We start from the raw sequence: 14,257 nt of genomic DNA, 5'->3' as shown, positions 1-14,257 counted from the left end.
TCTCCGCCTCTTCTTTCTTCTCCGTCAGGATTGCAGCCCGGCCAGACGCCGCGCGTTCGACGTGGCCGCTGCGTGGATCGGCTTGAGTCCTTCGCGCGCGATGCGGGCCGCAGCGCCCGACAGCTGGCCCGCCGTGGTGGCCGTGCGCGTCGTGGCCCGCACGAAAGCGTCGCTGCGCGCGGCCGCTTGCGCCGGCGTAACGCTGCCGGCCATCGAGAAGAAAGCCGTCGTGCTCTGAAGCCATTGCTGCAAGGCGCGGTTGGCCAGCGAGAAATGGCTGTTGTGCCACTGCTTGGCCATCGCCATGCCCGACTCGCTCGCGGCCGCGAGCTTCTCCTGGCCCATGAGCTGAAACTCCGCCAGGTCGGCCGCGCTGGGCGTGAGCCCGGCCAGGGCGATGCGCTCGGTCCGCATGCGGATCACCGAGCCGGAAGAGAGCAGCATCTCGTGGGTCTTGATGGCCAGATCGGCCCATTGCATCAGCGGATTGGCAAGGCGGGCAGCAGAAGTAAGAGATGACATGGCAGGCGTGGCGCGTGGAGGTGGACCCACTATAGGCTTCGTGGGTTTCGATTGCTGCAGCGCAATAAAAACGCTCGTTTTCAGTGAACAAGTCGTGCATTTCAGGCTCCCAAATGCGCGCTGATCGCACGCTGCCGGCTCACAAAGTTACGAATGGCCCGCGCGCAACCGCCTGGCCCGCATTTCGGTGACCAGATAACCGAGCGTGGCCACGGCCAGCGGCAGCAGGTAGTAAAGGCCGCGATAGGCGAGCAGCGCGCCGAGCAGTTTCGTTTCGGCCACCTGATGCGACAGCAGCGCCACGAACACGGCCTCGAGCACGCCGAGCCCCGCCGGCACATGCGTGACGACACCGGCCACCGCCGCCACCAGCAGCAACGCGAGCACCTGCGGATAGTCGACCCGGCCCTGCAGCAGAAGCCAGATCACGCCTCCCATCAGCGACCAGTTGAGGCACGACATCGCCAGCTGCAGCAGCGCCATCGACAATCCTGGCGCACGGAATTCATGCCCGCGCACGCGCCAGACACGCCCCTTTGAGAAAGCGCACAGCGCCACATAGGCAACCGCCAGCAGCAGCAACATGGCACCGAGAACGCGCAGCCCTTCGTTGTCGATCTTCCAGTCGGGCGGCAGCGCCAGCGGCCAGAAACAGAAAGCCGCACCCGCCACGACCAGGTAGCCCAGCCAGTTGGTCAGCATGCTGAAGCCCAGCACGCGCGTGATGGTCTCGTTGCCCAGCCCCAGGCGCGAATAGAGCCGGTAGCGAAACGCCACGCCGCCGACCAGCGAACCCAGGTTGAGATTGAAGGCGTAGCTGATGAAGGTCACGCCCATCACCGTGCCGGTGCCGAGCCCGTGCTTCGTCAGGTGCCGGCCCAGCAGGTCGTAGGTGCTGTAGAGCGCGAAGCTGCAGGCCGCCAATGCGCCCGCTGCGAACAAGGTGGATGCGGGCAGCGCGCGGATCGCATCGAGCACCTCGTCCCACGCGATGGTGCGCGCCTGCTTCACGAGCAGCCATGCGATCAGCCCGAAGAAGCCCCACATCGCCGCGCGGCGGGCCCAGGGCCACCACGACCGGCGGGTGAGAGCCATCGCCGCGCTCATGTCGAATCCGGCGTCCGCGTCAGGCCGCTTCCGTGTGCGTGGCACCACCGCCGGCCGGGGTGCTGGTGCCGGTGTCGCGGCGGCTGGCGAGGTCGGTGGCCTCGGCGGGTGTCAGGCGTGGCACGTGGCGCGGCAGCCGGCCCAGCAGCGCCGGATACCAGCGCAGGATGTGGAACACGAAAAAACTGCGCACCAGTCGCCAGCCACTCCATTCGCTCGCCAGGTCCGCCGTGTCGATCTGCTTGCAGCTGTGCTGCATCAGCCGGTCCATGCGCTCCCACAGCACACCGTTGAAGGCCGCATCGCGCACCACCACATTGGCTTCGAGATTGAGCGACAGGCTCAGCGGGTCGAGGTTGCTCGACCCCACGGTGCTCCACTGGCCGTCCATCAGCGCGACCTTGCCGTGCAGCGGCCGGTCGCAGTACTCGTAGATGCGAACGCCCGCGTGCAGCAGGTGGTGATACAGCATGCTCGCGGCGGTCTTGACGATCGGCATGTCGGGCTCGCCCTGCAGGATCAGCCGGACATCCACACCGCGCCGCGCCGCGCGCCGCAGCTCCTTGATGAGCCGGTAGCCCGGAAAGAAGTACGCGTTGGCGATCACGATGCGTTCGCGCGCGGCGCGAATCGCCGCGCGGTAGTGGCGCTCGATGTCGTTGGTGTGGCGCCGGTTGTCTCGCGTGACGAACATCGCGTCGACCTCGCCAGCGTGGCTGCCGGCCACGCGCGGCGCCTGCCGCAACCGGCGGCGGAACCAGCCCGCGCCCTTGCCGCCGAGCGCGATGGCGCGCAGCACGAACTGGTGGATCTCCGCGACGATCGGCCCCGTGAGCTCGACCGCATAGTCCTGCTTGGCCTTCGGGCCGAAGTCGAGCAGATGGTCGGCCGAATAGTTGATGCCGCCGACAAAGGCGCGCTCGCCATCGATCACCACGATCTTGCGGTGCATGCGGCGAAACACGTTGAGCCGCTGGCCCATGAAGCGCTGGCCCGGGTCGAACACCCGTACCTTCACGCCGGCCGAGGTCAGCCCTTCGATGAACTCGCGCGAGAGATCGGGCGAGCCGAAGCCGTCGATCATCAGGTCGACTTTCACACCGCGCCCGGCCGCCGAGCGCAGGGCGGCGTGCAGTTGCAGGCCGACCTTGTCCTCGAACAGGATGAAGGTCTCGACGATCACTTCGCGCTGCGCCTGGCGGATGGTGTCGAACACGCGCGGGAAGAACTGCTCGCCGTTTTCCAGCAGCTCGATGTGGTTGCCGCCGATCCAGTGGTTGTCGTTGCTGTTGCTGTTGCTGTTGCTGCTCATGGCGGGGCGCTCACAGATCGATGTCCGCCACCAGCGGTGCATGGTCCGACAGGTGCGACCACGGCTTGCGCGGCAGCACCACCGGCGCATGCGCGCCGGCGTTGCGCACGTAGATGCGGTCCAGCGGCAGCACCGGAAAGCGTGCCGGAAAGGTCTTGGCGGCGCGTCCGTTGGCATGCACGAACACTTCGCGCAGCGCGGCGCCTTTCGCCAGGACGCCGTGCGCGCGGCCGCGCCAGTCGTTGAAGTCGCCGGCCACGATCAGCGGTGCCTCCATCGGCACTTCGTCGCGCACGATGTGGCACAGCAGCTCGAGCTGCTGCTCGCGATGCGCCTCGGCCAGCCCGAGGTGCGCGCAGATCACGTGCACGTCGACGACGCGGCCCGGCAGGCGCAGCACGCAATGCAGCAGGCCGCGCTTTTCGGGGCCGCTCACCGACACATCGTGGTTGCGGAAATGCACGATGGGAAATTTCGACAGCACCGCATTGCCGTGGTGCCCTTTCGGATACACCGCGTTGCGCCCGTACGCGAACTGCGGCCACATGGTGTCGGCCAGAAATTCGTAGTGCGGCGCATCGGGCCAGTTGCTCACCTTGCGCGAGTGGCGCGAATGCGTGCCCAGCACTTCCTGCAGGCACACCACATCGGCGCCCACCGTGCGCACCGCATCGCGCAGCTCCGGCAGGATGAACTTGCGGTTCAGCGCGGTGAAGCCCTTGTGGGTGTTCACCGTCATGACCTTGAGCGAAGCCGGCCCCGCGGCCGCATCGGGAATGGGGGAAGAAGACATCGTTGTGCGGGTTGTACGTTGCCCCGCCCGCCGCGCCTGTAGGAACGCGCCACCTTCTTCGCCGGCTTTCATCCCTGGGCGGCCGGCTCCTACAGGCAGGCCTGCCGCGCCCCCACATGGCGTGTTTTTCGGTGCTCCTACGGTGACCTCAGGGCCTGGAGAAAACGGCCCGTTTTTTCATCCGTTTGAACCGAGACAAGACACAAAGGAGCACCCCATGAAGCAAGTCATTTTTCGCGCCGCGGCCCTTGCCGCGCTGATGGGCACGGCCGGCATGGCACTGGCCCAGACCACATCGCTTCCCGCCCAACCCGATCCGGCGGTGGGCGGCCAGGCCAGCACGATGTCGCCGGCGGGCGTGGCGAATCCACCGCAGCAGCCCGACAACTCGATGCCCGCGTCCCGCGAAGCCGTGAAGGCCGAGGCACGCGCCCAGAACCGCAACAACGACAACAGCACGGTGCCCAAGGGCGAGGCGACGACCACGGTCAATCACCAGCCCAACGCCATGCCGCAGCCGACCGGCGAGATGTCCCGCGCCGAGGTGAACCAGCAGGCGCGCAAGGTCAAGCCGCAGTTCGGCCAGAAGGGCGAGCGGCCGGAGGTCGTGACCAACCCGACCGACAAGACCGGCACGCCGAAGTGATCCGATCGCCATGGGTCGCCATCGGCCCGCCGCTTGGTCGCCGCGTGCCGGTGAACGAAAAAAGCCCGCAGTGCTTTCGCGCTGCGGGCTTTTTTGTTCGAAGGCGCCGGCGACGGCGCCCTGAAGGCTGCGATCAGCCCTTGGCGGGTGCCGTGCCGCGCTGGCCACCGTGGCCGCGATGGCCGTGGCCGCCGAAGTGCGCGGTTTCCGTGTCGAAGGTCTTCTGTTGCTCAGGCGTCAGCGTGGCGTAGAAGGTCTTCGTGGCGTCGGCGCGCTTGGCGAACATGGCGCTGCGCTCGGCCTGGCGGGCCTGCATGCGCTCCAGGCGTTCCGGCGTGGTCAGCTTGGCGAACTCGGCGCGGTCCATGTGCGGACGGGGGCCGGCGGGCGGCTGGCTCGCGGCGGTGAATGTGCTCCAGGCGCCTTCCTGGGCCGAAGTCAGCTTGAGCTTTTCCTTCAGCGCGGCCAAGCGCTTGGCGCGGCGCTCCTGCATGCGCTCCATGCGCTGGGCCGGATCCATGCGCTTGTGCTGCGCCTGGGGAGCAGCGGCCGTGTCGGCCTGCGCCACCGCAGCGGTGGGAGCAGCGGAAACGGCCGGCGCCTGAGCGAAGGCGCCCGAAGAGGCGAGAGCGGCCGAACCCAACAGGCTGGCCCAGACGATGCGTTGGCGAAGAGAAATCATGAGAAGTGCTTCCTTTCGAAGAAGCCTGCCACCGATGGGCAACAGGTGAGACGAAGTGTGGAAGCCCTCTGTATCGCCACCGTGAGCCGCAAGTGAGCTTGCGTAAAGAACGGTGAACCCGCCCTTCCTCTATCCGCCCAGCTTTCCGTTCTGAAAGTCGTGGACGGCCTGCTTGATCTGCTCCTGCGTGTTCATCACGAAGGGGCCGTACTGCGCGATGGGCTCGTGCAGCGGCTTGCCCGCAATCAGCAGGGCGCGCGCGGGGCTGTGGTTGGTGGCGCCGGCACGCAGCACCACGCCATCGCTGCCCGCGTCGTTGGCCAGGATGGCCATGCGGCGCGTGGGCACTTCGCTGCCGGCGATCCAGAGCGATTCGCGGAACACGTAGACCAGCACGTTGTGGTCGTCCGGCAGCGGCTGCGCGAACTCGGCGCCCGGCGGCAGCGTGATGTCCAGGTACAGCGGCTCGGTGTGTTCGCGGCGCACCGCGCCTTCGATGCCGTGGCTCGCACCGGCGATCACGCGCACGTGCGCGCCTGCGGCAGTGGTGTATTCGGGGATCTCTTCGCTCTGGATGTCGCGGTACCAGGGCTCGCGCATCTTGTCCTTGGCGGGCAGGTTGAGCCACAGCTGAAAGCCTTCCATCAGGCCTTCTTCCTGCTCCGGCAGCTCGCTGTGCACGAGGCCGCGGCCGGCGGTCATCCATTGCACGCCGCCGTTTTCGAGCAGTCCTTCGTGGCCGGCGCTGTCGCGGTGGCGCATGCGGCCCGCGATCATGTAGGTGACCGTCTCGAAGCCGCGGTGCGGGTGGTTGGGAAAGCCGCCGATGTAGTCGCCCGGGTTGTCGCTGCCGAAGGCGTCGAGCATCAAGTACGGATCGAGCCGCTTCTGCAGCGGCTGTTGCAGCACGCGGGTGAGTTTGACGCCGTCGCCATCGCTGGTGGAAACACCGGCCACGATGTGGTCGATGCCGCGCGGCGTGGCCACGGGATCGGTGGGGTGGTTGGCATGGTGGTTGGCGTTCGTCATCCGTCCATGTTGGCACTAACGCGGCCGCCGCGCCACCCGTGGCCTGTCGGCCGACAACCCGCGGCGGGGTCGTTCATGCCCCCGCTTGCTGCTGCCCTTGCGCGAACCAGTTGCCATGAAAGCCCACCGGCACGCGATGCGGCAGCGAGGCCACGCACAGCGGGCCCGCCGCCAGCGTGCGGGCGTCGAAGATGACAAGGTCGCTGGTGTCGGTGGCACCGCGCCACACGGTGGCCAGCAGCCAGCCGTCGCCTTCTTCGGCATCGGGCGCGCGCGGCACGAACACGCCTTCGGACACGACGTCGGGCGCGGGGAACATGAAGATGTCGCGCTTTGCCGTGGTGTGGTCGATGTGCACGAGCCCCGCATAAAGGCGCGGCGCCTCGCCGGGGCCGGAGGTGCCGCGGCACACATACCAGCCGTGGCGGTAGGGCAGGCCGGCAAAGCGTTCGTCGATGCGCGGGAACTCGCCGGGCAAGTCTTCCAGCGGGGTCTGTGTGAATTCATGCACGGGGCTCGACAGGTCGAACTGCCAACGCACGAGCCGGCTGATCGGCGGTGCGTCGCTCACGGGCGAACCGTCGGGCTTGGGGAACAGCGGCGCTGTGGGGAACTGGATCACGTCGGCGAACAGGCTGCCGTCGGCCTCCCACGCATTCATGACGTGGAAAACATAGCAGGCCGGGCCGCGCCACCAGACGATGTCGGCGGTACTGCCGTCGCGCGGCATGAGGCCCACGCGCGTGCCGTATTCGGGCTCCCAGGCATAGGGCGGGCGGCCGCTCTTGGCGCGCTCCATGCTGGCGGTGAGCGGCATGATGGGGAACATCACGTGGCGGTCGGTCACCATGAAGTCGTGGACCATGCTGGCGTAGGGCGCCTCGAAACGCTCGAAGCGCGTGATGCGGCCTTGCGGCGACATCACGCCGAAGCTCATGCCGTTCGACAGCGGCACCGGCGTGCCGTAGCCGAAGAACAGCAGCTCGCCGGTTTTCGGATCGGTCTTCGGATGCGCGGTGAAGCTGCCGTGCAGGCCGCCATCGAAGTCGGTGGCGCCGAGCGTGGCCAGCGCAGGCAGCGTCATGGCGACCGGCAGGTGCGCCTCTTCGAGCGCGAGCACGCGGCCGGCATGTCCGATGACGTTGGTGTTGGCCGAGCCGTCGTCGTGCTGCTGCTTGGGCGCTTCGCTCAAGGGCGCCTTCTGGAAGCCGCCCGCCAGGCCTTGCCCTTCGGCGGCGGCCTGCCAGCGCGCGGTGCGCACCCAGCGGTTGCGGTAGTGCACCTCGCCATCGGCCAGGCTGAACGCGTGCAGCATGCCGTCGCCCGAAAACCAATGCTCCTTCGGGTCAGGCACCACCGGGTTCGGGCCGTTGCGCACCAGCGTGCCGCGCAGGCCGGCGGGCAGGGTGCCTTGCAGCGGCAACGGACCGGCCTCGGTTTCGAAGTCGATCGGCGCCATGTTGGGCGGGGGCGCGCTGCGGGGACGGGCATCGTTCATCGGGGGGCTCCGGGAGTTTTGAAGGGTGTAGTGGCTTATCTTTCCAGTGGAAATATCTTCGAACTCGAAACCGAAGTCAAGGAATTTTTCCAGTGGTAAGATTTTTGCCGTCCTTCCTTCTTCTCCAATGACCACCGACGCCGACGACGTTCCGATCAAGCGCTATCACCACGGCTCGCTGCCCGAAGCGCTGCTGGCAGCTTCCGAGGCCGTGCTGCTGCGCGACGGCATTGCCGGCCTGGGCCTGCGGGCCATCGCGCGGGAAGCGGGGGTGTCGCACACCGCGCCCAAGCACCACTTCGGCGACACGACCGGGCTGTTGAGCGAACTGGCCGCCGTGGGCTACCGGCGCCTGTCCGACGCGATGCGCGAGGCGGCGGGCGGACTGTCGGACGTGGCCGAGCGGCGCGGCGCCATCGCGCGCGCCTACGTGCACTTCGCCTATGGCAACGCGGCCATGTTCGGCCTGATGTTCCGCAACGAGAAGATCGACATGCACCGCCCCGCGCTGGCCGAAGCGGCCCGCGAGGCCATGCGCGTGATGGCCGCGATCATCGGCGCGCGGACGGAAACGGAAGGAGAAACGCCGGTGTCACTCGGCAGCGCCGAAGCCATGCGGATCACCGCGGCCTGGGGCTATGTGCACGGGCTGGCCATCCTGCTGATCGACCAGCGGCTGGGCGGCATCGTGCAGGTGACGCCCGCGTTCGACAACCCGCTCGACCTGGTCGATGCCGCGCTGCGGGATGTGCGCTTTGGCTTCGTTTCAGCCGAGACAACGAACCAGAAAACCTGAATCCCTTCGGGAAACACCGAGGAACCGACTTTGCCGGGCCTCAGGTGTTGCCCCCGGCAGGGGGTTGGAGAAGCGACACGGAGTGCGCGAAGCCTGGGGGCGAGTCAGCCCCACTGCTGGCGCTGCCAGTAGCGGTACTGCCACCGGGTCTCGAAACCGGCCCGCCGATAGAGCGCCAGCGCCGGCGGGTTCGCCGCATCGACCTGCAGGAACACGCGTTCGAAGCCGTGCGACAGCGCCGCCTGCGCCAACCCGGCCAGCACGCGCCCGGCCAGCCCACGGCCCCGGTGCCCCAAGTCGGTCCGCATGCCGTGCACGCTGGCCCATCCGTGCCCGAAAGCCATCGCGCCCGCCGCAAGGGTGCGGCCGCCCTCGCGCACGCTGGCATAGAGCGAACCCTTGGCGCGCGCCAGCGTCCGCACGCGATGCGCGCCGTCCACCGGATCGAAACCTTCACCGAGGAACAGCGCCGCCCAGGCGTCGTCGGGCGTGCGGTCGACATCGGCCAGCGCCACGCCGGGCGCGACCACCTGCCGCATCCGCTGCGTCGACCCGACCTGCACGCAGGTGGGGTTGTCGTCGGTGTAGTGCCGCCGCTCCAGCTCGGTTCGCAGCGGGTCGAAACAGGCCGCATCGGCCAGCCGCAAAGCGGGCGCGACGCGGCGGCTGTCGTAGCGGTCTTCGATGCGGTCGAGCGTGCCGTGGTCGACCGCGCCGCGATGCAGCGGCACGGCCGAGCGGGCGCGCTTGACGGTGCCGCCGTCGAAAGGCAGCAGCCAGCCGTCGAGTTCCTCGGTGACCTCGGGCGATACGGCGGCGACGGTGGCGCGCTCGATGGCCTCGATGTCCGAGTCGGTCAGGAAGATCGTCATTGCAAAGCCTTCATGCTTTCTTTCATGCGTCGCACCGCGCCGCGCTCATGGCGTGGCCTCCGGTGCCGTGAATCTGGCGACGGCCACGCTCTTGAGCATGGCCTCGCGCTGGTTGCGGCTGATGCCGCGAATGCCCTCGGCCACCCACTTGATGCGGTCGGCGTCGATTTGCCCGTCGCGCCGCCACTGTTCGAGCACGGCCTGCGGCTTGTGCAGCATCGCGGCGAGCCAGACGGCCTGCGCCGGCTCCAGCGTGCGCGCGCTGCGCTTGAAGTAGCGGCGCGCCGCGGCCTCGGCACCGCAGATGTTGCCGCCCCAAGGAGCGTTGTCGAGGTACAGCTGCAGGATGCGGGCCTTGCCCAGCGTCTGCTCCATCTCGACCGCGTAGAGCATCTCGCGCAACTTGCGCTCGGCCGTGCGGTCGCTGCCGGTCACCAGCAGCTTGGCGAGCTGCTGCGTGAGCGTGCTGCCGCCGCGCCGGGGCTGGCCGGGCTTCTGGTTGTTGTCGATCGACGCGAGGATCTCGGTCAGGTCGTAGCCGGTGTGGGTAAAAAAGCGCTGGTCTTCCGCCGCGATGACGGCGCGGGCCAGCCAGCTGTCATTCGTCAGCCTGGCCGACGGGCCGCAGCTGGTGCGTGCGTTGAGCATGGCCTCGGTGCCCAGCCCCTCGACGGTGAACTGGCTGATGTTCGGCTGCACCGAGAAGGTCGCCTCGGGCAGCACCAGCTGGCCATGCAGTGCCAGCGTGCCGCCGATGCGGGCGCTCTGCAGCTCGGGCAGCGTGGGCACCAGCACCGCGTACCAGCGGGCGATGGGCGCGTCCTGGATGTTGGCGCTCAGATGCAGGTTCTTCGGCGTGAGCCGGCCGTCCCAATGGCCCTGGAGCCGAGTGGCGTCGGTGCTTTGCGGCGTGGCTTCGAGCGTGCCGTTCAGCGTGTTGCCGTCGCGCCGCACGGTGGCCACCAGCCGCTCGACCTTGATCGGCTGCGTGCCGAGCGCCGGCACTTCGGCGCTGCAGGGCGCGCAGGTCATTTCGAGCAGCTCGCCGGTTTCTTTCCAGGCAAAGCGCACGGTGCCGAAACGGGTGCCCAGCGAATGGCCGTCCAGGCGCGGCGCGAACCAGGGCGACGTGGCCAGGCGCACGGCCGTCGGCACGCCGATCTCGAAATTCAATGGGCCGGCCTTGACCGTGGTGCTCCACTCGCCGGCCGCTGGCGCGAGCACCAGCTTTACTATCAAAAAGATAGCGACACACGCTGTAATAACGAGGGCCATCAGCCCGAAAAGCACAAATCTCAGGGTCTTCTTCACAGGCACGTTCTCAGATCGGTCTTGCCACGGTGACAGCTTGCCACGGACCATGCGACTGGCCGCTGGCCGCCGCCCAGTACCAGGCTGAAGTGTCGGTGAAAGCCGTGCCCTGGGCGTCGACGATGCGCTCGCAGACGCGGATCTTTTGCGCGCCGTGCCGTTGCGCAACAAAACAGCGCCACAGGCGTTCCTGCGCATCGCGTTCCAGCCGCGCCTGTTCGATGCGGTAGCCGAGCGCGCGGTAGCAATCGACCGCCGGATGCAGCATGCGCGTGGGCTGTTTCACCTCGCGCATCACCAGGGTCTGGGTGCCGTCGGTCATGCGGCCGATGGCGCCGGGGAAGCGATCGGCAAAGCGCTGCTCGACCTCGCTCAGGGCCAGCGGACGCAGGGCGACGCCGTCCCACTGGCTCGGCCATTCGTGCGAGGCCGCCACCTGCGCCACCTGGTCGTCGGACGCGGACGGCGCGCGCAGGGCCGCCGCGGTCGACCACAGCATGCACAACAGCATCGCCAGTGCAAAGGCCGTCTTGTGGCCGATGCGGTTGATGAAATGGTTGGCGAACCAGCGTTCAAAGAACGGTGTCGACATGGCGGCCTCCTTGCGTCGTGATCAGGCCCGCGATGGGGTGTTCGAGGGGTTCGGGCGCGGGCCGCGCCGGCACCATCAGCCGGGCGATGGAGCCGCACACGGCGGCCAGCACCACCAGGCCCAGCGCGTTGTGCGCCCAGGGCGCCAACGGATGGCCGGCACCTTCGAAAGCGATCAGCACGCTGTTGCGCAGGATGTTCCCGCCCAGCACCAGCAGGCCGACCATCGGCAGCCGTCCGATGAAGCCGTGGTCGCTGCGACGCGCCCACAGCGCGACGGCGCAGGCCGTGAAGTACCCGAGCCACACCATCTGCACACCCGAGCACGGCGCATCGACGATCACGAGGCGCCGGTCGACCATCAGGCTGGTGCCTTCGCGCGCCACGTTGAAGCCCGGCGCGAGCAGCCAGCGGCTGGCCTCGGCCGTCACCACGCGCAGCGGATAGCCCGCATAGAACTGCAGCGACGACAGCAGCGGCAGCGCCAGCACCGCCAGGCCGACCACCGGCAGCGCGGCGACGCGGCGCGGCAGAAAAGCCAGCAGCCCGCAAGCCAGCGACAGCACGGCCACCAGCCCCGCGGCCAGCGGCGGCAGCGCCGGCACAAAGCCGAGCCCCGTGCGCAGCAGCGTCGCGAGCACGGTGCCCGCGCCCGCCAGCGCCAGCCAGCCCAGCCGCGGCGAAGCACGCAACTCGCGGCGGCGATGCCATGCGAGCGCGGCCAGTGCGACAAGCGCCAGCAGCCCCATCGGATCGTCGGAGCCGTCGCGCATGCGCTGGGCCATCCACACCCAGGTCGGCATCAGCGCGACGAACTGCAGCGCGAGCCAGCCGGCGGCCGGCGTGCGGTCGATGTGGATGCCCCAGTCCACGATGCGCGGATGGCGGTGGGCGAGCGTTGCCAAGGACATTTTTCTTCTCTCTTCTTTCCGTTTCGTCTTCTCGTGTTCAGGCCGTGAAGCGACGCGCGTCGTTGCGGCGCGCTCGACGGCGCAACATGGCCAGCATCGACAGCACCACCGCGATGGCGCCCAGCGACTCGGGCTCCGGCGTGCTCGGTACTTCGGCTCCCAGCGCCAGGTCGCTCACGCCTTGCGGCATCGGCAACGGCTGGTTCACGTCCACGCTGTTCTGCGGCGCCAGGTTGCGCACCACCTTGTCGACGGCGATGAAGCTCGTGTACTGCGTGAGCAGGCTGTACTTCAGGCCCAGCTCGGTGATGCGTTCCTTGAAGGCGGCGCCGCCTTCCAGCGTTTCCTGGTCGCTCAGGCTCTCGATGCGGTGGCGGGCCCACAGCGTGCGCAATGCGGCGGTGTCCTGGCGGGTGCGTTCGTCGATGCGCACTTCCTGGCGGTACGGGCCGTTGGCGCTCTGGCCTTCGATGATCACGCGGCCCTTCGCCTCACCGCGCCACTTGCCGAACACGATCACCGGGCGTTCGCCCAGCACGTCGGGCAGGGCCTGCGGTTCCACGTCGTACACATCGAGACCGCCGAAGGTCGCCTTCACGTGCGTGAGCACCGGCGACTCCACCATGCGGCGAAAACGCGCGGCCTGCTCAGGCGCCTGGATCGGGTCGGTGATGATGAAAGGCTCGCCCATGCCGGCGCGCGCGATGCCTTCCATCAGGCTGCGGTTGACCGAGGAGCCGATGCCGAAGGCGAACACGTTGGCTTTCGACAGGTTGTTGCGCACCAGCTCGAAGGCTTCGCGCTCGACCGTCACGTAGCCGTCGGTCACGACCACCACGGTGCGCGACACCTTGTCTTCCTTGGGCTCGGCGTAGACACGCTTCAGGGCCGGAATCAGCTCGGTGCTGCCGCTGCCGCTGTAGTTCTGGATGGTGGCCAGCGCCTGCTCGATGTTGGCGCGCGTGGCCGGCACCGACTTGGGCGACAGCATCTTGTTGCTGCCCGAGAACAGCAGCACGTTGAAGGTGTCACTCGGGCGCAGGCCGCCGATCAGGCGCTCCAGCACGGTCTTGGCGGTGTCCAGCGGAAAGCCGTGCATCGAGCCCGAGATGTCGACCACGAAGATGTAGTCGCGCGGCGAGATCGCGCTGGCGGCCACGGCCTTCGGGGGCTCGACCATGGCCAAAAAGAAGTTCTCCGCGTTCTCGCCCTGGCCCTTGTAGAGCATCAGGCCCGATTCGATCTTCTCGCCGGCCAGGCGGTAGTCGAGCACGAAGTCGCGGTTGTCGGCGGGGCGGCCATCGGCCGTCAGCACGATGTCGGCGTGCTGGTCTTCGTCGCTCTTCTTCACGTCGATGGCGTGCGTGGTCGAGCGGATCTCCTTCAGGCCCATCGGCGTGTCGATGGTGGCCTTGAGCTTGAAGCTGGTCGCGGGCGCGGTGCCGGCGGGCAACGTGGGTTGCGCCACCCATTTCGCTTGCGCATTCTGGGACTGCGGGCTGTTGTAGCGCGGGCCGACCACGGTCGGGAACACGAACTCGTAGTTGCCCGTCTGCGGCACCAGCAGTTCGGTGTAGCGCAGCTCCACCTTCACGTCGTCGCCCGGCATGATGTTGGCAACGTTCATCTGGAACACGTTGGGCAGATGCTGCTCGAGCAGCGCGGCGGTCTTGCCTTCCTTCTTCGCGGTGTCGTATTCGATCTGCGCCTGCTGCTTCTCACGGATCTGCGCGGTGATGAGCCGGTCGGCCAGCCGAACGTTGAGGCCGCTCACGGCCGCCTTGGTCGAGCCGGGAAACACGTACTTCGCCTCGATGGCGCGCTGGCCTTCGTTGCGGTAGGTCTGCGTGACCGTCACGTCGGCGATCACGCCCGAAATCTTCACCGAGACCTCGGTGCCCTTGAGCGGCAGGCGGTCGACCGACGGGTCGTCGCTCTTGACGAAGAAGTACGGGCTCTCGGTCTTCTGGCGCGGGCCGACCGGCGCTTCCTGCGCATGCAGCGGGCGCACGGTCAGCGCGACGAAGCCCGCGATCGCCAGGCTCACGGTGGCGAGCCAGAGCCAGCGGCCGGGGCGTGGGGTGGTGTGGGCATCCATGGCGGGGTCCTTGTCCGTGCGAACTTGCACAGCCGCAACTGTCGACACCGCACGAGAAGCCAGTTGGAAGGCTCCTTGAAGTCGCAAGC

The 14,257-nt window shown here is 68.1% G+C and carries 14 protein-coding genes; 2 read left to right on the top strand and 12 right to left on the bottom strand.

The window, feature by feature from the left end; translation table 11 throughout:
- Positions 1-24: 24 nt before the first annotated feature.
- The 4 genes from BLQ28_RS18070 to BLQ28_RS18055 all read right to left on the bottom strand — a co-directional run bounded on the left by BLQ28_RS18070 (position 25) and on the right by BLQ28_RS18055 (position 3,734).
- A complete protein-coding gene (locus tag BLQ28_RS18070) occupies positions 25-522 on the bottom strand; it encodes a polyhydroxyalkanoate granule-associated phasin (protein WP_093242268.1) in 498 nt (165 codons plus the stop codon).
- Positions 523-669: 147 nt separating this feature from the next.
- A complete protein-coding gene (locus BLQ28_RS18065; protein WP_093243406.1) occupies positions 670-1,617 on the bottom strand; it encodes a lysylphosphatidylglycerol synthase domain-containing protein in 948 nt (315 codons plus the stop codon).
- A gap of 31 nt (positions 1,618-1,648) precedes the next feature.
- On the bottom strand, positions 1,649-2,941 hold the full coding sequence (gene clsB / locus BLQ28_RS18060; protein WP_093242266.1) for a cardiolipin synthase ClsB: 1,293 nt from the start codon (positions 2,939-2,941) through the stop codon (positions 1,649-1,651).
- A gap of 10 nt (positions 2,942-2,951) precedes the next feature.
- Entirely contained in the window at positions 2,952-3,734 is a 783-nt protein-coding gene (locus BLQ28_RS18055; RefSeq protein WP_093242263.1) for an endonuclease/exonuclease/phosphatase family protein, read from the bottom strand.
- Between the two features lie 217 nt (positions 3,735-3,951).
- Here BLQ28_RS18055 and BLQ28_RS18050 point away from each other — a divergent pair, with 217 nt between their 5' ends.
- A complete protein-coding gene (locus BLQ28_RS18050; RefSeq protein ID WP_093242261.1) occupies positions 3,952-4,380 on the top strand; it encodes a serine/threonine protein kinase in 429 nt (142 codons plus the stop codon).
- A gap of 133 nt (positions 4,381-4,513) precedes the next feature.
- Here the strand turns inward: BLQ28_RS18050 and BLQ28_RS18045 are convergent, their stop codons facing one another.
- From BLQ28_RS18045 to BLQ28_RS18035, 3 genes are all read right to left on the bottom strand, one after another.
- Positions 4,514-5,062 carry a Spy/CpxP family protein refolding chaperone gene (locus BLQ28_RS18045; RefSeq protein ID WP_093242258.1) on the bottom strand — a complete coding sequence of 183 codons (549 nt, stop codon included), beginning with the start codon at positions 5,060-5,062 and terminating at the stop codon, positions 4,514-4,516.
- Positions 5,063-5,191: 129 nt separating this feature from the next.
- Positions 5,192-6,091, bottom strand: coding sequence for a pirin family protein (locus BLQ28_RS18040; RefSeq protein WP_093242256.1), 900 nt, complete (start codon positions 6,089-6,091; stop codon positions 5,192-5,194).
- A 73-nt stretch (positions 6,092-6,164) separates the two neighbouring features.
- Entirely contained in the window at positions 6,165-7,589 is a 1,425-nt protein-coding gene (locus BLQ28_RS18035; protein ID WP_093242253.1) for a carotenoid oxygenase family protein, read from the bottom strand.
- Between the two features lie 127 nt (positions 7,590-7,716).
- Between BLQ28_RS18035 and BLQ28_RS18030 the strand changes: the two genes are divergently transcribed.
- Positions 7,717-8,385, top strand: a complete 669-nt coding sequence (locus BLQ28_RS18030) for a TetR/AcrR family transcriptional regulator (RefSeq protein ID WP_093242251.1) — start codon at positions 7,717-7,719, stop codon at positions 8,383-8,385.
- Positions 8,386-8,489: 104 nt separating this feature from the next.
- On the opposite strand, the gene BLQ28_RS18025 is transcribed toward BLQ28_RS18030, so the two are convergent.
- The 5 genes from BLQ28_RS18025 to BLQ28_RS18005 all read right to left on the bottom strand — a co-directional run bounded on the left by BLQ28_RS18025 (position 8,490) and on the right by BLQ28_RS18005 (position 14,168).
- Positions 8,490-9,257, bottom strand: coding sequence for a GNAT family N-acetyltransferase (locus BLQ28_RS18025; RefSeq protein WP_093242248.1), 768 nt, complete (start codon positions 9,255-9,257; stop codon positions 8,490-8,492).
- Positions 9,258-9,302: 45 nt separating this feature from the next.
- The gene (locus BLQ28_RS18020; RefSeq protein WP_256327352.1) at positions 9,303-10,481 is read right to left on the bottom strand and encodes a biosynthetic peptidoglycan transglycosylase; all 1,179 of its coding nucleotides are present in this window, start codon (positions 10,479-10,481) and stop codon (positions 9,303-9,305) included.
- 97 nt (positions 10,482-10,578) lie between these two features.
- Complete coding sequence (locus BLQ28_RS18015; RefSeq protein WP_093242243.1) at positions 10,579-11,160, bottom strand: hypothetical protein; 582 nt, start codon at positions 11,158-11,160, stop codon at positions 10,579-10,581.
- Positions 11,141-12,070 (bottom strand): exosortase Q, encoded by a 930-nt coding sequence (gene xrtQ / locus BLQ28_RS18010; RefSeq protein WP_093242241.1) that lies wholly within the window; start codon positions 12,068-12,070, stop codon positions 11,141-11,143. The genes BLQ28_RS18015 and xrtQ overlap by 20 nt, the downstream gene beginning before the upstream one ends.
- 37 nt (positions 12,071-12,107) lie before the next feature.
- A complete protein-coding gene (locus BLQ28_RS18005; RefSeq protein ID WP_093242238.1) occupies positions 12,108-14,168 on the bottom strand; it encodes a VIT and vWA domain-containing protein in 2,061 nt (686 codons plus the stop codon).
- Positions 14,169-14,257 lie beyond the last annotated feature (89 nt).

Origin of the sequence: Variovorax sp. EL159 (genome assembly GCF_900100965.1) — a bacterium.
Taxonomy (GTDB): domain Bacteria; phylum Pseudomonadota; class Gammaproteobacteria; order Burkholderiales; family Burkholderiaceae_C; genus Variovorax.
Note: the sequence above shows the minus strand (reverse complement) of the source record. Positions and strands in the feature narration are given on the sequence as shown.

Coding starts and splice junctions, on each gene's coding strand:
- BLQ28_RS18070 (WP_093242268.1), bottom strand. CDS start 522: ATGTCATCTCTTACTTCTGCTGCCCGCCTTGCCAATCCGCTGATGCAA.
- BLQ28_RS18065 (WP_093243406.1), bottom strand. CDS start 1,617: ATGGCTCTCACCCGCCGGTCGTGGTGGCCCTGGGCCCGCCGCGCGGCG.
- clsB (WP_093242266.1), bottom strand. CDS start 2,941: ATGAGCAGCAACAGCAACAGCAACAGCAACGACAACCACTGGATCGGC.
- BLQ28_RS18055 (WP_093242263.1), bottom strand. CDS start 3,734: ATGTCTTCTTCCCCCATTCCCGATGCGGCCGCGGGGCCGGCTTCGCTC.
- BLQ28_RS18050 (WP_093242261.1), top strand. CDS start 3,952: ATGAAGCAAGTCATTTTTCGCGCCGCGGCCCTTGCCGCGCTGATGGGC.
- BLQ28_RS18045 (WP_093242258.1), bottom strand. CDS start 5,062: ATGATTTCTCTTCGCCAACGCATCGTCTGGGCCAGCCTGTTGGGTTCG.
- BLQ28_RS18040 (WP_093242256.1), bottom strand. CDS start 6,091: ATGACGAACGCCAACCACCATGCCAACCACCCCACCGATCCCGTGGCC.
- BLQ28_RS18035 (WP_093242253.1), bottom strand. CDS start 7,589: ATGAACGATGCCCGTCCCCGCAGCGCGCCCCCGCCCAACATGGCGCCG.
- BLQ28_RS18030 (WP_093242251.1), top strand. CDS start 7,717: ATGACCACCGACGCCGACGACGTTCCGATCAAGCGCTATCACCACGGC.
- BLQ28_RS18025 (WP_093242248.1), bottom strand. CDS start 9,257: ATGACGATCTTCCTGACCGACTCGGACATCGAGGCCATCGAGCGCGCC.
- BLQ28_RS18015 (WP_093242243.1), bottom strand. CDS start 11,160: ATGTCGACACCGTTCTTTGAACGCTGGTTCGCCAACCATTTCATCAAC.
- xrtQ (WP_093242241.1), bottom strand. CDS start 12,070: ATGTCCTTGGCAACGCTCGCCCACCGCCATCCGCGCATCGTGGACTGG.
- BLQ28_RS18005 (WP_093242238.1), bottom strand. CDS start 14,168: ATGGATGCCCACACCACCCCACGCCCCGGCCGCTGGCTCTGGCTCGCC.